General features: G+C 55.7%; 18 protein-coding genes. 10 read left to right on the forward strand and 8 right to left on the reverse strand.

Annotated elements, in window-relative coordinates:
- Positions 1–9: 9 nt before the first annotated feature.
- The 6 genes from ACL2XQ_RS05120 to ACL2XQ_RS05145 all read right to left on the reverse strand — a co-directional run bounded on the left by ACL2XQ_RS05120 (position 10) and on the right by ACL2XQ_RS05145 (position 6,481).
- Positions 10–345, reverse strand: a complete 336-nt coding sequence (locus ACL2XQ_RS05120; RefSeq protein WP_410016196.1) for a cytochrome o ubiquinol oxidase subunit IV — start codon at positions 343–345, stop codon at positions 10–12.
- Positions 345–965, reverse strand: coding sequence for a cytochrome o ubiquinol oxidase subunit III (locus ACL2XQ_RS05125; RefSeq protein WP_410016195.1), 621 nt, complete (start codon positions 963–965; stop codon positions 345–347). Before ACL2XQ_RS05125 ends, ACL2XQ_RS05120 begins: the two co-directional genes overlap by 1 nt.
- The gene (cyoB, locus tag ACL2XQ_RS05130) at positions 955–2,949 is read right to left on the reverse strand and encodes a cytochrome o ubiquinol oxidase subunit I (RefSeq protein ID WP_410016194.1); all 1,995 of its coding nucleotides are present in this window, start codon (positions 2,947–2,949) and stop codon (positions 955–957) included. Before cyoB ends, ACL2XQ_RS05125 begins: the two co-directional genes overlap by 11 nt.
- Positions 2,950–2,954: 5 nt before the next feature.
- A complete protein-coding gene (cyoA, locus tag ACL2XQ_RS05135) occupies positions 2,955–3,887 on the reverse strand; it encodes a cytochrome o ubiquinol oxidase subunit II (RefSeq protein ID WP_410016192.1) in 933 nt (310 codons plus the stop codon).
- Between the two features lie 450 nt (positions 3,888–4,337).
- Positions 4,338–5,825, reverse strand: a complete 1,488-nt coding sequence (ampG, locus tag ACL2XQ_RS05140) for a muropeptide MFS transporter AmpG (RefSeq protein WP_413740113.1) — start codon at positions 5,823–5,825, stop codon at positions 4,338–4,340.
- Between the two features lie 77 nt (positions 5,826–5,902).
- Entirely contained in the window at positions 5,903–6,481 is a 579-nt protein-coding gene (locus ACL2XQ_RS05145; RefSeq protein ID WP_410016190.1) for a lipoprotein, read from the reverse strand.
- Between the two features lie 309 nt (positions 6,482–6,790).
- Between ACL2XQ_RS05145 and bolA the strand changes: the two genes are divergently transcribed.
- The 9 genes from bolA to ACL2XQ_RS05190 all read left to right on the forward strand — a co-directional run bounded on the left by bolA (position 6,791) and on the right by ACL2XQ_RS05190 (position 18,126).
- Positions 6,791–7,105 carry a transcriptional regulator BolA gene (bolA, locus tag ACL2XQ_RS05150; RefSeq protein WP_413740114.1) on the forward strand — a complete coding sequence of 105 codons (315 nt, stop codon included), beginning with the start codon at positions 6,791–6,793 and terminating at the stop codon, positions 7,103–7,105.
- A gap of 799 nt (positions 7,106–7,904) precedes the next feature.
- Entirely contained in the window at positions 7,905–9,209 is a 1,305-nt protein-coding gene (gene tig / locus ACL2XQ_RS05155; protein ID WP_410016188.1) for a trigger factor, read from the forward strand.
- Positions 9,210–9,621: 412 nt separating this feature from the next.
- A complete protein-coding gene (gene clpP / locus ACL2XQ_RS05160; protein ID WP_413722258.1) occupies positions 9,622–10,254 on the forward strand; it encodes an ATP-dependent Clp endopeptidase proteolytic subunit ClpP in 633 nt (210 codons plus the stop codon).
- 141 nt (positions 10,255–10,395) lie between these two features.
- On the forward strand, positions 10,396–11,670 hold the full coding sequence (clpX, locus tag ACL2XQ_RS05165; protein WP_410016186.1) for an ATP-dependent protease ATP-binding subunit ClpX: 1,275 nt from the start codon (positions 10,396–10,398) through the stop codon (positions 11,668–11,670).
- A gap of 199 nt (positions 11,671–11,869) precedes the next feature.
- Entirely contained in the window at positions 11,870–14,230 is a 2,361-nt protein-coding gene (gene lon / locus ACL2XQ_RS05170) for an endopeptidase La (protein ID WP_410016185.1), read from the forward strand.
- Positions 14,231–14,442: 212 nt separating this feature from the next.
- A complete protein-coding gene (hupB, locus tag ACL2XQ_RS05175) occupies positions 14,443–14,715 on the forward strand; it encodes a nucleoid-associated protein HU-beta (RefSeq protein WP_162367713.1) in 273 nt (90 codons plus the stop codon).
- Positions 14,716–14,957: 242 nt separating this feature from the next.
- Positions 14,958–16,838: a peptidylprolyl isomerase gene (ppiD, locus tag ACL2XQ_RS05180; protein WP_410016184.1), complete on the forward strand. Its 1,881-nt coding sequence runs from the start codon at positions 14,958–14,960 to the stop codon at positions 16,836–16,838.
- 196 nt (positions 16,839–17,034) lie between these two features.
- On the forward strand, positions 17,035–17,625 hold the full coding sequence (locus ACL2XQ_RS05185) for a ComEA family DNA-binding protein (RefSeq protein WP_413722259.1): 591 nt from the start codon (positions 17,035–17,037) through the stop codon (positions 17,623–17,625).
- A 171-nt stretch (positions 17,626–17,796) separates the two neighbouring features.
- Positions 17,797–18,126, forward strand: coding sequence for an Arc family DNA-binding protein (locus ACL2XQ_RS05190; RefSeq protein WP_413740115.1), 330 nt, complete (start codon positions 17,797–17,799; stop codon positions 18,124–18,126).
- A 194-nt stretch (positions 18,127–18,320) separates the two neighbouring features.
- On the opposite strand, the gene queC is transcribed toward ACL2XQ_RS05190, so the two are convergent.
- Positions 18,321–19,022: a 7-cyano-7-deazaguanine synthase QueC gene (queC, locus tag ACL2XQ_RS05195; RefSeq protein WP_410016181.1), complete on the reverse strand. Its 702-nt coding sequence runs from the start codon at positions 19,020–19,022 to the stop codon at positions 18,321–18,323.
- Between the two features lie 72 nt (positions 19,023–19,094).
- Positions 19,095–20,135, reverse strand: a complete 1,041-nt coding sequence (locus ACL2XQ_RS05200; RefSeq protein ID WP_413731189.1) for a PLP-dependent cysteine synthase family protein — start codon at positions 20,133–20,135, stop codon at positions 19,095–19,097.
- A 120-nt stretch (positions 20,136–20,255) separates the two neighbouring features.
- Between ACL2XQ_RS05200 and ACL2XQ_RS05205 the strand changes: the two genes are divergently transcribed.
- Positions 20,256–20,711: an Lrp/AsnC family transcriptional regulator gene (locus ACL2XQ_RS05205; RefSeq protein WP_413722261.1), complete on the forward strand. Its 456-nt coding sequence runs from the start codon at positions 20,256–20,258 to the stop codon at positions 20,709–20,711.
- The last annotated feature ends 37 nt before the right edge of the window (positions 20,712–20,748 follow it).

The raw sequence follows: 20,748 nt of genomic DNA on the forward strand, positions 1-20,748 counted from the left end.
TACGCTCGGTTAATGGCTCATCAGGTTGTAGTTCAGATGCAGCATGACCCACAGGGAACCGACAACCAGAATGGCGATGATGAGTACGGCGAAGACCAGCGCCACCACGTTCCACCGCTGCTCGGAGGAGCGATCCAGATGCAGGAAATACACCAGGTGGACCATGATCTGCACCACGGCGCACAGCGCCAGTACGGCAATCAGCGTGGTCTTGGTCGCCGAGCCGTTCATCACCATGACAAAAGGAATGACGGTCAGGATAATCGACAGGACAAAACCGATGAGATACGACTTCAGGCTGCCGTGGCTGGCGCCGCCGTGCCCGGTTGTTGCATGACTACTCATTACATGGCCCCCATCAAGTACACCACGGTAAAGACGCATATCCAGATTACGTCAAGGAAATGCCAAAACAGGCTCAGGCACATCAACCGGGTCTGGTTGGTGGCGGTGAGGCCGCGTTTCGCCACCTGTACCATCATTACCGCCATCCAGATCAGTCCCGAGGTCACGTGCAGACCGTGCGTCGCCACCAGGGTAAAGAACCCCGAGAGGAAGCCGCTGCGGTCCGGGCCGTTGCCTTCGGCAATCAGGTGATGGAATTCATACAGCTCCATGCCGATAAACGCCAGTCCGAACAGGAACGTCAGGCCCAGCCAGGCGTTAACCCGGCTTTTATTGCCCTGGTTCATGGCAAGTATCGCCATGCCGTAGGTAATGCTGCTGAACAGCAGGCAGAAGGTTTCCACCAGCACAAACGGCAGTTCAAAGATTTCCTTACCCGACGGACCGCCCGCGGTGCTGTTAACCAGTACGGCATAGGTGGCGAACAGCGTGGCGAATAAAATACAGTCGCTCATCAGGTAAATCCAGAAGCCGAAGACCTTAATCGCCCCGGCGTCGTGGTGCCCATGGCCGGCATGGGCGTCTACATGATCGTGATTATGTAAGATCTCAGTTGACATTATTCAGGCCCGCTTCGCTGATTTGTTCAAAATGACGGTTTTCGATGCGTTCCACTTCCGCGACGGGCACGTAGTAGTCCACGTCTTCCTTGAAGCTGTGCACAATCCAGGTAACGATCATGCCGGCGAAGCCGATAATCGCCAGCCACCAGATATGCCAGATCATGGCAAACCCGAAGAACAGGCTGAACGCCGCGATCACCACGCCCGCGCCGGTGTTTTTCGGCATATGGATCGGCTCGTAGGACGCCGGTTTCTGGTAAGCGGTGCCGTCTTCCTTCATCTGCCAGAAGGCGTCGCGGTGATCCTGGACATCCGGCACCACGGCAAAGTTATAGAACGGCGGCGGCGAGGAGGTGGACCATTCCAGGGTGCGTCCGCCCCACGGGTCGCCGGTCAAATCGCGGTTCTGATCGCGCTGGATAACGCTCAGCACAATCTGGATGACCTGGCACAGGATACCGAGCGCGATTAACGCCGCCCCGCCGGCGGCAACCAGCAGCAAGGCATGGAACTGCGGGTCAATCTGCTGGCTCAGGCGACGGGTCATGCCCATGAAGCCCAGGGCGTACAGCGGCATAAAGGCGACATAGAAGCCGACGATCCAAAACCAGAACGCGCGTTTACCCCATTTTTCATTCAGGGTGTAGCCGAAGGCCTTCGGCCACCAGTAGGTCATGCCGGCAAAGCAGCCGAACACCACGCCGCCGATGATGACGTTATGAAAGTGGGCAATCAGGAACAGGCTGTTGTGCAGCACGAAGTCGGCGCCCGGCACCGCCAGCAGCACCCCGGTCATGCCGCCGATGGAGAAGGTGATGATAAAGCCGACGGTCCAGAGCATGGCCGAGTTAAAGACGATACGGCCCTGGTACATGGTAAACAGCCAGTTGAAGATTTTAACCCCGGTCGGAATGGCGATAATCATCGTCATGATGCCGAAGAAAGCGTTGACGTTGGCCCCGGAGCCCATGGTGAAGAAGTGATGCAGCCACACGCAGAACGACAGGATGGTAATGGCGATGGTGGCCCATACCAGGGACGTATACCCGAACAACCGCTTTTTGGAGAAGGTGGCCACCACTTCCGAGAACACGCCGAACACCGGCAGCACCAGGATATACACTTCCGGATGGCCCCAGGCCCAGAACAGGTTGACATACATCATCATGTTGCCCCCCATGTCGTTGGTAAAGAAGTGGGTGCCGAGGTAGCGGTCCAGGGTCAGCAGCACGATGGTCACGGTCAGGATCGGGAAGGCGGCGATGATCAGCACGTTGGTGCACAACGAGGCCCAGGTAAAGACCGGCATTTTCATCATCGGCATGTTCGGCGCGCGCATCCGCATGATGGTGGCGAAGAAGTTAACGCCGGTGAGGGTGGTGCCGATACCGGCTATCTGGATACTCCAGATCCAGTAGTCGACCCCGACGCCGGGACTGTACTCCTTGCCGGCCAGCGGCGGATAGGCGACCCAGCCGGTCTGGGCGAATTCGCCGATGCCCAGCGAGACGTTAATCAAGATCACGCCCACCACGAAGAACCAGAAGCTCAGCGAGTTCAGGAACGGGAAGGCCACGTCGCGCGCGCCGATTTGCAGCGGCACCGCCAGGTTCATCAGGCCGACCACGAACGGGGTGGCCATGAAGATGATCATGATGACGCCGTGGGCGGTCACCACCTGGTCGTAATGGTGCGGCGGCAGGAAGCCGGCCTCGCCGGCCGAGGCCAGCGCCTGCTGCGAACGCATCATGATGGCGTCGGCGAAGCCGCGCAGCAGCATGACGAACGCTACGATCATATACATGACGCCGATTTTTTTATGATCGACGGTGGTGAACCACTCTTTCCAGAGATATTCCCATTTACCGAAATACGTAATGCCTGCCACCAGCGCCGCGCCGATGACGATAATGGCGGCGACAGTGATCATAATGATCGGTTCGTGGTACGGAACCGAATCCAGCGTTAATTTTCCCAACATCGTAGTTATTCCTCGGTTCCCGCGTGAGAGTGCTCACTCATGCTCATGTCCATGTCCTTGTCCTGGGTCATGTCCATGCTCTTGCCCTTGCCCATGAATTTATCAATCACCGCATGGTACAAGTCAGGCTTAACGCTGGAGAAATACTCAACCGGATTGAATTCGCTGGGCGCGGCCAACTGTTCGTAGGCATCCATGGTGGTGAGCGTTTCCGGCGAGGCTTTAACTTTGGCCACCCAATCATCAAACCCTTGCTGGTCCGGCGTGGCAATGGCCTTGAATTTCATGCCGGAGAACCCCCTGCCGCTGAAGTTCGACGAGATGCCGTCATAGGAGCCGGATTCGTTGGCAATCAGATGCAGCGTGGCGTTCATGCCCGCCATGGCGTAGATCTGGCCGCCCAGGCGCGGGATAAAGAACGAATTCATCACCGAGTTGGAGGTGATTTCGAACCTGACCGGCACGTTGGTGGGGAAGGCTATCTGGTTGACGGTGGCGATGCCCTGCTCAGGATAAATGAACAGCCACTTCCAGTCCATGGCGACCACCTGGATGGTGATGGGCTTGGCGTCGGAGGCAATCGGCTTGCTGGGGTCCAGCGCATGGGTTGATTTCCAGGTAAGGAGCGCCAGGAAAATAATGATCAGGATCGGGACAGTCCACACCACCAGTTCCACTTTGCTGGAGTGGGACCAGTTGGGGCTGTACGTCGCCTGGGTATTGGACGCGCGATATTTGATGGCAAAAACCACTGCCATGACGATTGCAGGTACAACCACTAATAACATCAGCCCAAGGGCGGTGAGTATGAGTGAACGTTGCTCCAGTCCAATCTGTCCTTTGGGATTCATTAACGCCATATCGCAACCGCTCAGCAGGGCGGAGGCGCAAAACAATGACAGAATCCCTAAACTTTTATTGTATTTCCTGAGTCTCATCTAACGACCTCAATAAAAAAAAGGGCTTTAATGTCGTTTCTTGTGTGTGGGCATTTTACGGGAAGGTTGCAGTACTGTAAACACGCTTAAGCTTTTGTCAGAAACATGTTTCCGCTTTTTGCAAATGAAATCTTTGGCAACCGAAATTATAACAAAACATGAATACCCACAAAGGCTTAGAGAGAAATAAACCAAACCGCCGCTTTATCCGCCTTAGAAAGAATAACACCGCAGTTTTAGTATCATTGCATTAACAATGCGGTAGCATTTTTAGACAAATAAACTACAAGCCGGCAAATATGACCGCTTGAAAATAGTAGATTGACTAAATTGTCACATTACTGGCATAAAAAAATATCGTATTCCGATACAAAAAATATGTCCCCGCTATCCGGGCTATTTTTTCGCCAGTTATTGCGTCGGCAACACAACGCTTATTTTTTAATCGACTCAAACGGCGTTTTTGGCGCGCCGCATTGATATAAAATCGCACCAGCACCCGCTTAGTATACCCAAAGCCAGCAACATCGCCCCTGATTCCCACAAAAAACCTGTAATGGACCCGGACGCCAGCCATCCCAGGGCCTGCAGCGCCAGCAGCAGCAGGCTTATGACCAGCAGCGCCGCGCCCAGCATCAGCAGCCGCAGCGCCCAGCGATAGGGACCGATAAAACCGTCGCGCCGCAGGAAACTGTCGGTTTCCTGGGTAAACCGCAGGGTTTCACGGCATAACAGCAGCAGGAGCAGGCCGGGAAACGCGGCGATGATGGAAAAGACATAGAACCAGGCCCAGCCATGGAGCTCCACGAACCAGCCGGCGATGGGGCCGACATAGACCCGGCCCACCGCCGACAGCGCGGACAGCAGGGCAAACTGCGTGGCGGAAAAGGACTTGTTGCATAAAGTCATCAACAACGCCACGAAGGCTGCGGTTCCCATGCCGCCGCAAAGATTCTCGACAAAAATGGCCGCGCCCATGGTCAGGATATGCCGATCCGTAACCGCCAGCAGCCAGTAACCGGCGTTGGAGACCGCCTGCAGCAGGCCGAACAGCATCAGGGCGCGAAACAGCGACAGGCGCTGCATCAGCAGGCCGCCCGCCAGGGTGCCCACCACGGTGGCCAGCAGGCCGAGGGTTTTGTTGACCACCCCCACTTCCCCGGCGGCAAAACCGACGCCGCGAATAAGGAACGTGGTGCTAAGGCTGCCGGCAAAGGCGTCGCCAAGCTTATAAAAGACAATCAGCATCAGGATAAGCCACGCGTTATTGCGGCCGAAAAAATCCTTCAGCGGCGCCACCACCGCCTGTTCAAGGGTCGGCGGCGCGGGAACCGCGTCGTCCGGCTCCGGCGCCAGCAGGGCGACGATCACGCCGATCAGCATCAGTCCGGCCATCAGCCAGTAGGTGGCCTGCCAGCCCAGCAGCCGATCCGCCAGCCACAGGGCCAGCCCGCCGGATACCAGCATGCCGACGCGATAGCCCAGCACCGACACCGCCGCGCCGGTGCCGCGATCCTGCGGCGCCAGGAGATCGGTTTTATAGGCATCGAACACGATATCCTGCGAGGCGGAGCAAAACGCCACCCATACCGCCAGCAGGGCCATTAGCATCAGATCGCGCGACGGATCCCGGGTGCCCATGGCGATAAGCCCGGCCATCAGCAACAGTTGGGTTATCACCAGCCAGCCGCGCCGCCGGCCCAGCAGCGGCGGCTGGTATCTGTCCATCAGCGGCGACCAGAGAAACTTAAACACGTACGCCTGCCCCACCAGCGAAAAGAATCCGATGGTCTTTAAATCGACATCGGCCACCGTCATCCAGGCCTGGAGCGTGCCTGATGTGAGCGCGAGCGGCAGCCCCGAGGCGAAGCCCAGGCACAATAACATGAGGGATCGCGGCTGGGCGAGGGTGGCGAGGCTGAGCTGGTGATTAGGCATGGGCGGCTTTCTGCTGTCTCATTGGCGTTGCGGGACCGGCGGCTGCCCGCCTGAACGCGGGCAGGATAAGGCAAAAATTACTGGGCGTTTTGTTTAATAAAGTTGGTGATACTGGTGTCCTGCGCCATATCGCTGATGACATCCCCCAGCACGCTGTTCACCGCATTGGTGATTTTTTGATTGCTGGCGACAAACGCGCCCTGGACATTGTAGGTGGACTGGTAATGTTTTATCTGTTTATTGCCGTTTTTCGCCTGGGCAATTATCGAGATATCCGCGCTGGTGGTGATGTTATAGCGCACATTGCCTTGGGATACATCCGCATACAGTTTGTTGACGATAATTTGCAGGTCGACGCCGCCGTTCGGTCCAACCATATAGCCGCGGGCGGTCATCTGTTTTTCCAGCACTTCCTGCAGCAGGAAGCGCAGGTCGCGCGACGGGGTGAGGACGACCAGTTCGCCGTCGCGGTTCACCTTGGCCAGCGCCTGGTCGGTGCGCTGATCGGCGCCGTTGACGCTGACGGTGGCGCCGCGAATCATCGGATCCTGTTGCGGCAACTCGATTTTAGGCGTGATGTCGAGGGTGTTGCTCTTGCCGGCGCAGCCGGCGAGCAACAGCGCGGCCAATAAGGGGAAAAACAATTTTTTAAGCATAATCGCCTTCTCAATCATTAAGATGCATTAGGGGTGAGAGATATTGCTCTCATCATATCATCGCCGCTGGCCGGGGGAAGATCTGAATCACGCTAAATTGCGTCATGGTCAGATCTTCCCGCTGTGGCGGGGGCTCGGCAAAAAAATGTCTTTTTAACCGTTTCGTCACTCCATATACTGTTAAATCCGACTGAAGTTTCGGCTTTTTAAGACAAAAATTTATGATAATAGTGCTATGAGTTAATAAAAAGTCAGCTAAAGTTTAATTGACGGTGCAGGGCACGCGGCCTACGCAGTAAGGAGAATGAAATGTTTCGCGAGCAGATTGAAGCAAAAATAAGGGCGGCGTTTGATCCGATTTTCCTGGAAGTCGTGGACGAGAGCTACCGGCATAATGTGCCGGCGGGTGCGGAAAGCCATTTTAAAGTGATCGTGGTGAGCGAAAACTTCATTGGCGAGCGCATCTTAACCCGCCATCGTTCCCTGTATGCCGTGTTGGCGGAAGAACTGGCCGGCCCGGTTCATGCGCTTGCGCTGCATGCCTATACCCTGAAAGAGTGGACCAGCCTGCAGAACGCGGTTCCCGCGTCGCCGCCGTGCCGGGGCACCCGGCTTATCGCCTGAACTGATTACCTTTTATTTGCGTCCGCCGTTGGCGGGCATGCTCTCCCTTAAACACGCCGTGATTCGCTGCGGTGTCGGCGGGCCTAGCATGCCGTGGGGCACTCGGTCGGGCGGGAACACCACGCCCGATTCGACCCCATCGGCATGCTCTCCCTTAAACACGCCGTGATTCGCTGCGGTGTTGGCGGGCCTGGCATGCCATGGGGCGCTCGGTCGGGCGGGAAAATCACGCCCGATTCAACCCCATTGGCACGCTCTCCCTTTAACACGATTGCTTTAGGTTTGGTGTTGGCGGGCATACCGCGCCATGGGGCGCTCGGTCGGGCGGGAACACCACGCCCGATTCGACCCCATTGGCACGGTCTCCCTTGAACACGTCTGCTTTAGGAACGGTGTTGGCGGGCATACCGCGCCATGGGGCGCTCGGTCGGGCGGGAACACCACGCCCGATTCGACCCCATCGGCATGCTCTCCCTTAAACACGCCGTGATTCGCTGCGGTGTCGGCGGGCCTGGCATGCCGCGACACCCGGTTTTTTTGAATTTTGTGCGCCATGGCGCTCTGTATGCGGCAATTTTCGCACTGTTCTCGACTCATAAACTCTATGCCGCTATAATGCCGCGTCTTATATTTCCGGAATGTATTCGGGATGCTTCTGACGACGACGGGGAACAGGTATCTGTTCACTCAGACCTCCCGGTTCTCAGAGGCCATTTTCACGTCAGTGGACCTGGATGACCGCTTCTTTGAAAACGGGTTCTGGCGTTGACCGAGCACTGTGATTTTTTGAGGTAACAAGATGCAAGTTTCTGTTGAGACCACTGAAGGCCTGGGGCGTCGTGTAACAATTACCGTTGCCGCCGACAGCATAGAGCAAGCGGTAAAAAGCGAATTGGTGAATGTCGCCAAGAAAGTTCGCATCGACGGCTTCCGTAAAGGTAAAGTCCCCATGAACATCGTTGCGCAGCGTTACGGCATGTCGGTACGTCAGGACGTACTCGGCGATGTTATGCAGCGCAACTTCGTCGATGCCATTATCCAGGAAAAGATCAATCCGGTTGGCGCGCCCAGCTATATACCCGGCGAGTACAAGGCCGGCGAAGATTTCACCTTCAGCGTAGAGTTTGAAGTCTATCCGGAAGTGGAGCTGAAAGGCCTGGACGCCATTGAAGTCGAAAAGCCGATCGTGGAAGTTAACGACGCCGACGTCGATCAGATGCTGGAAACCCTGCGCAAGCAGCAGGCGGACTGGAAAGAAAGCGATGCCGCCGCGACAGCGGAAGATCGCGTCACCGTTGATTTCTCCGGTACCATCGACGGTGAGGAATTCGACGGCGGCAAGGCCAGCGATTTTGTCCTGGCAATGGGACAGGGCCGCATGATTCCCGGCTTTGAAGAGGGCGTTGTCGGCCATAAAGCCGGCGAGTCTTTTGATATCGACGTCAATTTCCCGGAAGATTACCACGCGGAAAATCTGAAAGGCAAAGCGGCCAAATTCTCGATAGTGTTGAAAAAAGTCGAAGTGCGCGAGCTGCCTGAACTGACCGAAGAATTTATTAAACGTTTCGGCGTAGCCGACGGTTCCATCGAAGGCCTGCGCGCGGAAGTGCGTAAGAACATGGAACGCGAACTGAAAAACGCCGTGCGCAACCGCGTGAAGAACCAGGTGATCGACGGCCTGATCAACGCTAACGAAATCGATGTGCCGGCCAAGCTTATCGACGGCGAAATCGACGTGCTGCGCCGCCAGGCGGCACAGCGCTTCGGCGGTAATGAAAAGCAGGCGCTGGAGCTGCCGCGCGAATTGTTTGAAGAACAGGCGAAACGCCGCGTGCGCGTAGGCTTGCTGTTGGGCGAGGTTATCCAGACCAATGAGCTGAAGGCGGACGATTCACGGGTGAAAACCCTGATAGAGGAAATGGCCTCCGCTTATGAAGACCCGCGCGAAGTGATTGAGTTTTACGCAAAAAATCAGGAAATGATGAATAATATGCGTAACGTCGCTTTGGAAGAACAGGCGGTTGAAGCCCTGCTGGCCAAGGCCAAAGTGGTTGAAAAACCCACCACGTTCACCGAACTGATGAATCAGCCGACCGCGGCCTGATAAACGACCGGCCCAACGTATTCCCGGCCGGTCGATGTGTTTGTCATTAAAAGCCCGCCATCAACCGATGGCGGGCTTTTTGTTGGTTTGTGCTTCACGATGATAACTTTCAGTAATTAACGCTATATTAAAAGAGGATGCGATGCTAAAACTGGATTGGCGCCGCGCCGCGCCGGCAAGACAATAACGAAAACCGTTAAAGAAAATGCGGCGGGCGCTTGAAAAGGGACGTTTCATACCCCAATTAGCTATATAGATGGGATTATAAAGCCCAGACAATGATACGTCCCTGGCTGATTACATCCGTCCGACACCAAGGCGGCCCGACGGCTTGAGCATGGCGATCGCGCTTCATCTCAAGTAGAATCGGAAAATATAAAGACGCCGAGCGAATTTTATCTAGGAGACGATAATGTCATACAGTGGCGAAATAGAACAACAAGCACCCCATATGGCCCTGGTGCCGATGGTGGTTGAGCAGACTTCACGCGGTGAGCGTTCATACGATATCTTTTCCCGCCTGCTGAAAGAACGCATCATTTTCATGACCGGCCAGGTTGAAGATCATATGGCCAATCTGATCGTGGCGCAGATGCTGTTCCTGGAAGCGGAAAACCCGGAAAAAGACATTTATCTGTATATCAATTCACCGGGCGGCGTGATTACCGCCGGCATGTCGATTTACGACACCATGCAGTTTATCAAACCGGACGTCAGCACGTTCTGTATGGGACAGGCCGCGTCCATGGGCGCGTTTTTGCTGACCGCTGGCGCCAAGGGCAAACGTTTCTGCATGCCGAACTCGCGGGTGATGATCCATCAGCCGTTGGGCGGTTTCCAGGGCCAGGCCACGGATATCGAGATTCATGCCCGGGAGATCCTCAAGGTCAAGGCGCGCATGAACGAACTGATGGCCAAACATACCGGCCGCTCTCTTGAATCGATAGAAAAAGATACGGAACGCGATCGTTTCCTCTCCGCCGAAGAGGCGGTAGACTACGGTTTGGTTGATTCCATATTAAGCAAACGCGATTTGACGGCGTAATTCTGAATACCGATAGACTATAGTTACAGTATTGAGTCATTCGAGTAGACTAACACCACTCAAACGCCGGTTTTACGTTAAGCAGTCGCGTTGCCGCCGTGGTTGGCCTGCGGGACAAAGACTAGAGAAAGAGGTTTACTGATGACAGATAAGCGCAAAGACGGTTCAGGAAAGCTGCTGTATTGCTCTTTCTGCGGTAAAAGCCAGCATGAGGTGCGTAAGCTGATCGCAGGGCCGTCAGTGTATATCTGCGACGAATGTGTCGATTTATGCAATGACATTATTCGCGAAGAGATCAAAGAGGTGGCTCCGCATCGCGAACGCAGCGCTCTGCCGACGCCCCATGAAATTCGCCATCACCTGGACGATTACGTTATCGGCCAGGAAAAAGCCAAAAAAGTGTTGGCGGTGGCGGTGTACAACCACTACAAACGCCTGCGTAACGGTGATACCACTAATGGCATTGAGCTCGGCAAGAGCAATATCCTGCTGATAGGCCCCACCGGCAGCGGTAAAACGCTGCTGGCGGAGACGCTGGCGCGCTTCCTGGATGTGCCCTTTACCATGGCGGATGCCACCACCCTGACCGAAGCGGGTTATGTCGGCGAGGACGTGGAGAACATCATCCAGAAACTGCTGCAAAAATGCGATTACGATGTGCAGAAGGCGCAGCGCGGTATCGTCTATATTGATGAAATCGATAAGATCTCACGCAAATCGGACAATCCGTCGATTACGCGCGACGTGTCCGGCGAGGGCGTGCAACAGGCGCTGCTGAAACTGATCGAAGGCACCATCGCCGCCGTTCCGCCCCAGGGCGGACGCAAGCATCCGCAGCAGGAATTCCTGCAGGTGGATACGTCCAAGATCCTGTTTATCTGCGGCGGCGCGTTCGCCGGCCTGGACAAGGTGATTGAGCAGCGTGTGGATACCGGGCGCGGCATTGGTTTTAGCGCCACGGTTAAAGGCAGCGCCCAGAAGGCGTCCGAAGGCCAGTTGTTGACGAAGGTCGAGCCGGAAGATCTGATTAAATTCGGTTTGATTCCTGAGTTTATCGGCCGTCTGCCGGTGCTGGCCACGCTGAATGAACTGAGCGAGGACGCGCTGATCCAAATCCTGAAAGAGCCGAAGAACGCCCTGACCAAGCAATACCAGGCGTTGTTCAATCTGGAAGGCGTGGAGCTGGAATTCCGCGACGAAGCCCTAACGGCTATCGCCAGGAAAGCCATGGCGCGCAAAACCGGCGCCCGCGGCCTGCGTTCCATCGTGGAAGGCGCGCTGCTTGAAACGATGTATGAACTGCCTTCGCAGGACAGCGTCGAGAAAGTGGTGATCGACGAAGCGGTAATTGAAGGCCAGTCGGAACCCTTGCTGATTTATGGTAAACATGAAACCCAGCAGGCGTCCGGTGAATAATCCATCAGTTGAATGATGATATTCGGCAAAAAGTAAAAAAGTGGGGGATTCCGTCCCCCATTTGTTTTTCCGTTATCCCGGCTGTTGAATGTAAAAGATTCGCCCCCATATACTCAATTACCTATTTGTTGAAACTGGGCAACGGCCGAGTTTTGCGAATCCCCTAAACCTGGCGGAAGCTAAACTAAGAGAGAGCTCTATGAATGCTGAGCGTTCCGAACGCATAGAAATCCCCGTATTGCCTCTGCGCGATGTGGTGGTCTATCCGCATATGGTCATCCCGTTGTTTGTCGGGCGGGAGAAATCGATTCGGTGCCTTGAAGCAGCCATGGATAGCGACAAAAAAATCATGCTGGTGGCGCAGAAGGAAGCCTCTACGGATGAACCGGGTATCAACGATCTCTTTTCAGTCGGGACCGTCTCTTCGATTCTCCAGATGCTGAAGCTACCCGACGGTACGGTTAAAGTACTGGTCGAGGGGTTGCAGCGCGCCCGCATAACCACTTTGTCCGATAGCGGCGAGCATTTTGCCGCCCAGGCTGAATATTTTGCCACGCCCGAAATCGATGAGCGCGAACAGGAAGTCCTGGTGCGCACCGCGATTAATCAGTTTGAAGGCTATATCAAGCTGAATAAAAAAATTCCGCCCGAGGTGCTGACGTCATTGAACAGCATCGACGACGCCGCGCGCTTGGCCGATACCATCGCCGCCCATATGCCGCTCAAATTAAGCGACAAGCAGTCGGTGCTGGAAATGGCGGACGTTACCGAGCGGCTGGAATACCTGATGGCGATGATGGAATCGGAAATCGATCTCCTGCAGGTCGAAAAACGTATCCGCAATCGCGTCAAGAAACAGATGGAAAAAAGCCAGCGCGAGTACTATCTGAATGAGCAAATGAAAGCCATCCAGAAAGAGCTGGGCGAAATGGACGACGCGCCGGATGAAAACGAAGCGCTGAAACGCAAGATTGAAGCGGCAAAAATGCCGAAAGAGGCGCGGGAAAAAACCGAAGCCGAGCTGCAAAAATTGAAAATGATGTCGCCGATGTCCGCCGAGGCCACGGTGGTGCGCGGTTATATCGACTGGATGCTGTCGGTGCCCTGGCATACCCGCACCAAGGTCAAGAAAGATCTGGTCAAGGCACAGGAAGTGCTGGATAAGGATCATTATGGCCTTGAACGGGTCAAGGACCGCATTCTCGAATATTTGGCGGTGCAAAGCCGGGTCAGCAAGATAAAAGGGCCGATCCTGTGCCTGGTAGGACCGCCGGGGGTGGGTAAGACCTCGCTCGGACAGTCGATTGCCAAGGCCACCGGGCGCGAGTACGTGCGCATGGCATTGGGCGGCGTGCGCGATGAAGCGGAAATTCGCGGTCACCGTCGCACCTATATCGGCTCCATGCCCGGTAAGCTTATCCAGAAAATGTCCAAGGTCGGCGTAAAAAATCCGCTGTTCCTGCTCGACGAAATCGACAAGATGTCGTCGGATATGCGCGGCGATCCGGCTTCCGCCCTGCTGGAGGTGCTGGATCCCGAGCAAAACGTGGCGTTCAACGATCACTATCTGGAAGTGGATTACGATCTCTCCGATGTGATGTTCGTCGCGACGTCCAACTCGATGAATATCCCGGCGCCGCTGCTCGATCGTATGGAAGTGATCCGGCTGTCAGGCTATACCGAGGATGAAAAGCTGAATATCGCCCGCGAACACCTGCTGCAAAAACAGCTCGATCGCAACGCGTTGAAGGCAGGCGAATTAACCATCGACGACAGCGCCCTGGTGGGCATTATCCGTTATTACACCCGTGAAGCGGGCGTGCGTAACCTGGAACGTGAAATCTCCAAGTTATGCCGTAAAGCGGTTAAGACGCTGTTAATGGATAAAAGCGTCAAGCATATCCATATCGACGGCGACAACCTTAAGGATTACCTGGGCGTCCAACGCTTCGACTACGGCCGCGCCGAGGGCGAGAATCGGGTGGGACAGGTTACCGGCCTGGCCTGGACCGAAGTGGGCGGCGAACTGCTGACCATAGAAACCGCGTGCGTGCCGGGAAAGGGGAAATTAACCTATACCGGATCGCTTGGCGAAGTGATGCAGGAGTCCATCCAGGCGGCGCTGACCGTGGTGCGCTCAAGGGCGGATAAGCTGGGCATTAATAACGATTTCTACGAGAAACGCGATATTCATGTCCATGTGCCGGAAGGCGCAACGCCGAAAGACGGCCCCAGCGCCGGTATCGCCATGTGTACCGCCCTGGTGTCCTGCCTGACCGGCAATCCGGTGAAAGCCAATGTGGCCATGACCGGCGAAATCACCCTGCGCGGGCTGGTATTGCCGATCGGCGGATTGAAGGAAAAACTGCTGGCGGCGCATCGCGGCGGCATCAAGACCGTGTTAATCCCTTACGAGAATAAACGCGATCTGGAAGATATGCCGGCAAATGTGATCAACGATATGGATATCCACCCCGTGCAACGGATTGACGAGGTCTTGACCCTGGCCTTGCAGAATGCGCCTTTTGGCATGGAAATCGCCACCGCGGCGGCAAAATAAGCGCGTAAAGTAACATATACCGCTAAAAAACGGGCTGGCAGGTGAAATCCCACTTGCCAGCCTTTTTTTGTACCGTTAAGTTAGGTAGCTGGCGGCTCTGGTCGGTATCCGGCTTTGGCTTGCCATGCTATAACAGGCTTGATATAACAGCTGCGCTGTCGCGTTTAAGGAAAATTCCGCCGCGACGAGAGAATTCAAGAGGGGATGAAAGAGTGAATAAGTCACAACTGATCGACAAGATTGCCGCAGGTGCTGATATTTCCAAAGCGGCTGCCGGACGTGCATTGGATGCCATTATTGGTTCCGTTACCGAAACGCTGCAACAGGGAGATGATGTTGCGCTGGTGGGTTTCGGCACCTTTACGGTGCGAGCGCGTGCCGCCCGTACCGGCCGTAATCCTCAAACCGGTAAAGAAATAAGTATCCCGGCTGCCAAAGTACCCGGTTTCCGTGCCGGCAAAGGATTGAAAGACGCTGTCAACTGATTGTTGCACCGCTGTTTTTCGCGTCAAACTATTACCTGACGCAGGGGAACGGGTAGGGTAGAATACAAGGCGCATCTTTTTTGATGTGCCTTTTTTGTTTTTATTTTTCCCTGACAGTTGCGCATTTCGGTTGTCAGAGGAATAGCTTTAGCGCGCAGCAGCTCTCGGAGCTACGGCATGAAGGCGGATCTTACTGCCGGCGCAAAGGTTTCATTCATATTACAGCGGAGTGTTGTCACACTATGATGGACAATTTACGCGCGGCCGCCAATCACGTCGTGCTCAAAATTATTCTGGCCATTGTCGCCATTTCATTCGTGCTGACCGGGGTAGGCAACTATCTGATTGGCGGCGGCGGGGATTACGCCGCGAAGGTGAACGGCCAGCAAATCAGCCGTGCCCAGCTGGAACAGGCGGTGCAAAACGAGCGCAACCGCCAGCAGGAGTCGCTGGGGGACAGTTTCTCGGCCCTGGCCGCCAACGAAGGCTACATGCTTCAGATGCGCCGCCAGGTGCTGTCGCAGCTGATTGATGAGACCCTGCTGGACCAATATGCGCAAACCCTGGGGCTTGCCGTTAGCGATCAACAGGTCAAGGAGGCGATTTTCGCCATCCCGGCGTTTCGCACCAACAACAATTTCGACAATGAAAAATACCGCTCAATCATCGCCAGCATGGGATTGACGCCGGATCAGTATGCGCAGCTGATGCGCAAGCAGTTATTGACGCAGCAGCTGATCCAGGGGCTCGGCGGCACCGGTTTCCTGCTGCCGGAAGAGACCAACCGGCTGATGGCGCTGGCCATCCAGGAGCGTCAGGCGCGCCTGGCGACGCTCGATATCAACGCGCTGCTCGCCGGGCAAACCGCTTCCCCGGAAGAGATCCAGAACCACTATAACCTGAATAAAAACACCTATGTCCAGCCCGAGTCGTTCAAAGTGTCCTATATCGCCCTGGATGCCGCCTCGATGCAGGCGAAAACCACGGTGAGCGAACCGGAAATCCAGGCCTACTACGACCAGCATAAAGACCAGTTCTCACAGCCGGCGCGTAAACGTTACGCCATAATCCAGAGCAAAACCGATGCCGACGCCCAGGCTATCCTGGCGCAACTGCAAAAAGGCGCCGATTTCGCCGCCCTGGCCAAACAACGCTCCACCGACATTATTTCCGCGAAAAACGGCGGTGATATCGGCTGGATGGACGCTGACGCCACGGTGGACGAGCTCAAACAGGCCAACCTGACCGATAAGGGCCAATTGTCCGGCGTGATCACCTCCTCGGTGGGCTTCCTGGTGGCGAAACTGACCGATATCCAGCCGGAGCAGGTGAAGCCGCTGGCCGAGGTGCACGACGGCGTAGCGGCGAAAGTGAAACAGGAAAAAGCCATCGACGCGTATTACGCCTTGCAGCAAAAGGTCAGCGACGCGGCCAGCAACGATAACGAATCCCTGGCGTCGGCCGAAACGGCCGCGGGCGTCAAGGCGGTGCAGACCGACTGGTTTACCCGCGACAGCGTACCGGAAGCGTTGAACGCCGATGCCGTGAAACAGGTGCTTTTCGGCGGTTCGCTGCTGGGCGTCAACGGCGCTCCCGGCAACAATTCCGATGTGATCACCGTCGACGGCGACCGGGCTTTCGTTCTGCGCCTGGCCGAGCATAAACCGGAAAGCACCAAGCCTCTGGACGCGGTGCGCGCCCAGGTGGAAAACCAGGTGAAACGCCAAAAGGCGCTGCAACAGGCCCGCATCGACGCCGAAAAAATTCTGGCGGCGCTCAAGCAGGGTAAGGGCGCCGAGGCGATGAAAGCCGCCGGCCTGAGCTTCGGCGAGGTGAAAACCTTTGACTCGACGCGGCAGAACGATCGTTTGACCCAGGCTATCTTCACGTTGCCGCATCCGCAGCCGAACGCCTCCTCCTACGGCATGTCGGAGGATGAACAGGGCAATATCGTCCTGGTGGCGCTCGATAAGGTCGCGCCGCGCCAGCTTGATGAGCAGCAGCGCGGCCAGGTGGTCAGCCAGCTTAGCCAGGGCATGACCGGCGTGACGTTCGACGCGCTGCTCAATAACCTGCGTACCGAAGCCAAGATCAAGATGGGCACCGGCGCGCAAATGCAATAACGCTCATAAAAATACTGAACATAGTGTAATGACCAAAGGCCGCTTTCGCGGCCTTTTGCATGGTTCAATTTCCCTGGTTGCCGTGGTAATACCCTTAAGGCAACCTGCCTGCCGTGCCGGTATCTCACGGCATAACGTGTGGTTATCCACGACTCAAGGCAAGCAATCACAAGGACGTCATGTTATGAAAACTCCAATGAAACGTACTCTGAGCCTGGTGTTACTGACCAGCCTGTTCGCCCTTTCGGGCATCGCCTGGTGTTCGGTGGCGGACGGGGATAAATCCGGCGATGCCGTTGTCGTCAGCCATGACGGCGCAGGGGAAAAAGCCGCTAAGGTTCCGGCGGACGGCGGCGGTGCCAGCGACGGCATCATCAAGGTCATCGGCGCCACGGAGCACGGCGACACCAGCGACAGCGGCAGTGAGGGCGACAGCGCGGCCACCACCCTGTCCGCAGCGGCGACCACGCCGCCCGTATCCGGCGAAGCGGCCAAAGAAGACGCCGCCGAACCGGCCGCAGGCCAGGACGCGACGCAAACGGCGTCGGATACCGAAGATAAAAGCACCCAAACGGATGACTTCGGCGATGAAAAAATCAATATCAATACCGCGTCGGCTGAGGACATGGTGAGCGCGCTGAAAGGCATCGGGCCTAAAAAGGCGCAGGCCATTATCGACTACCGCGAGGCTAAGGGACCCTTTACCCATACCGACCAGTTGAAAGAAGTCAAAGGCATCGGCCCATCCACATTCTCGCAAATCAAAGAGTTAATCATCGTGGAATAAAACAGGGGATCAATACTGACATGCCGGCCGGGTTTCAGCGCCAGGGGAAAATGTTTTCCAGCGCCGACCCCCGGCCACAGGCGATGCGCCAATATTAAATTTTTATGACAGTGTGGACATCGGGCCGTATCTTTCCTAAGTTAGTGACTCTTCTATCAATAGGAAAGCACTATGAGTGAGACAGCTAATTTAACGATTAAATTGCCTCTCGAGCTAAAGGAAAAATTGAAGTCCTTGGCCGCGAGTAAAAGCGTTTCCATGAGTGCGGAAATCAGCGCAAGGCTAGAGCGCAGCCTGGACGGCACGATTGAGGATGACGTTGAAGGCGGGGTCGAGGCAAAGCGCCACGCTAAAAACGCGGTACACAAAGAGCATGTCGCCGCCGATGTTGATAATCAACATACCGAAGAACTTACCGAGCAGCCTTTTACCACCGGTGAAGTAAAAAAGCTGCGCGCGTTACTGAATGCCAACACTAAAAAAAAATCAAAGAAAAAATAGCCAGAGGCCATTTGACCGGGCCGTCGAGTTAACTGCGGTCATAACATAACGTTATTTGTGAATCAGAGGGGAAGATATACCCTCTGATACCAACGCCTGTCTTCAATCCATCAGTCTGCCCACCTCACCTTGTTCCCGCACCATGGCGCCACAGCCGCTAACGACGGCAAAGACTGGGCGCGCGGGTAGCATGATTATGGCAGCGACGTTTTGGCTTTCATCGCCGCCATGACCCTTTCCCGATGCTGCTGATAGTCCGCCAGGCCCTTGGCGCGCAGATGGCACGCCGCGCAGGTGCCGCAACCATCCCCTTTGATGCCGTTATAGCAGGTCAGCGTTTCCTGACGCACCAAATCCAATTGCCGGTAATAATCGGCCAGCGCCCAGGTTTCGGCTTTATTCAGCCACATCAGCGGGGTGGCGAAGCGGATGTCGCGGGCCATGCCCAGGATGACGGCATTGTTCAGCGCCTTGACGAACTCATCGCGGCAGTCGGGATAACCGGAAAAATCCGTTTCACACACGCCGGTAATGACCGTTTGCGCCCCCACCTGATAGGCATAAATGGCCGCCAGGGTGAGGAACAGAATATTACGGCCCGGTACAAAGGTACTGGGCAAAGCGTCGCCGCCGGCGCCAGGGTCAAACGCGGGCACCGGAATATTCTCCCGGGTCAGGCTGCTGACCGCCAGATCATTTAACAAACCGGCGTCGATGACTTTGTGCGCGCGGGCGCCCAGCTTGAGCGCCAGGGCGCGCGCTATGTCGATTTCAGCCCGGTGCCGCTGGCCGTAATCAAACGTAACGCAGTGCACCTCGTCATAGTGCGTTAAGGCCTGGATCAGGCAGGTGGTTGAATCCTGCCCGCCGCTAAAAACCACCACCGCTTGTGTCATTGTATTACTCAATTTAAGGGGCCACGGCCCTTATGGTAACGCCTCCGTGGCCATTTGGCATCTTTCCCGCACCTAGAGGGCCGTCAATGTATCCTGCCAGGGACTCAGATCGCCGATATGTTCACGCACCCACTCCATCTGATAATAGGTGTCATGGTAGCGTTCCCCGCCGTCGCACAATATCGTAACGATGGCGCCTTGCCTTCCTTCGGCGCGCATCCTGACGGCCAGTTGCAGCGCGCCCCACATATTGGTACCGGTGGACGCCCCCACCCGGCGGCCGAGGATAGGCTCGAGCCAGTAAAGGGTGGCGATGGTGGCGGCGTCGGGTACCTGGATCATTTCATCAATCACATCGGCAATAAACGACGGCTCCACGCGCGGCCGGCCGATGCCTTCGATCCGGCTGGCTATGCTTGCGGTGAGCGCGGCGTCCCGGTGATGAAAATATTCAGCAAAGACGGAATTCTCCGGATCGACCACCACCAGCCGGGTGTTATGACCCTGGTAGCGAATATAGCGCCCGAGGGTGGCCGACGTGCCGCCGGTGCCGGCGCTCATAACGATATAATCGGGTTCGGCGCAGGGCTCCTGCGCCATCTGGCGAAAAATGCTTTCCGCAATATTATTGTTGCCGCGCCAGTCGGTGGCGCGCTCCGCGTAGGTAAACTGATCCATATAATGGCCGTTTAACTCGTGGGCCAGGGCTTTGGCTTCGTCATAGATCATGGCGCTATGCCCGACAAAATGGCAGCGGCCGCCGTAAAAAGTAATCTGTTCAATTTTACGTTTAGCCGTGCATTCCGGCATGACGGCAATAAAAGGCAAGCCGAGCAGCCGGGCAAAATAGGCCTCCGAAACCGCCGTGCTGCCTGACGATGCCTCGATAATGGTGGTGCCCTGCTTTATCCAGCCGTTGCACAAGCCGTATAAAAACAGCGAGCGGGCCAGCCGATGTTTCAGGCTGCCCGAGGGATGGGTGCTTTCATCTTTCAGATAGAAAAAAATGCCCGGAAACGCCGGCAACTGAAACCGTATTAAATGCGTATCGGCGGAGCGCTGGAAATCAGACTGGATTTCGCTGATGGCCTGTTTCACCCAGGGCGCGGTCATAATAATTATCCTTAAAGCGGAAGGAGGGGTTCACAGCATAGCGGGGATGAAGAAAAAATAAGTTGCCTTTTTCACTCGATTAACGTGTGATAAGAGAAATATTTTCTCCAAAAGATACTTATGCTAGATAAAACTGACCGCACATTACTCTCATTGCTGCAGCAAGACTGTACGCTTTCGCTTCAGACGCTGGCGGATGCGGTCAACCTGACCTCCACACCATGCTGGAAACGTCTTAAACGTCTCGAGGAAACCGGTATCGTGCGCGCTAAGGTGGCGCTGCTGGATAATGAAAAGCTGGGGTTGGCCTTGACCGCCTTTGTGCTGATTAAAACACAGCAGCATAATAGCGACTGGTATCAGGCCTTTGTGGCGCAGGTTAAAGGAATGCCGGAAGTGCTGGCCTTTTATCGCATGGCCGGCGAGTATGATTACCTGATGCAGGTGGTGGCGAGCGATATGAAGAGCTACGACAACTTTTATAAGCGGCTGGTGAACGGCGTGCCTGGCCTCATCGATGTGACCTCGAGTTTTGCCATGGAACAAATCAAAAATACCACCGTATTGCCGTTATAATTTATCTTTCGCTGCGGCGGGTCACTTTCAATAGGTC

Source organism: Sodalis sp. RH14, from assembly GCF_047324285.1.
In the GTDB taxonomy this organism is placed as follows: Bacteria; Pseudomonadota; Gammaproteobacteria; order Enterobacterales; family Enterobacteriaceae; genus Acerihabitans.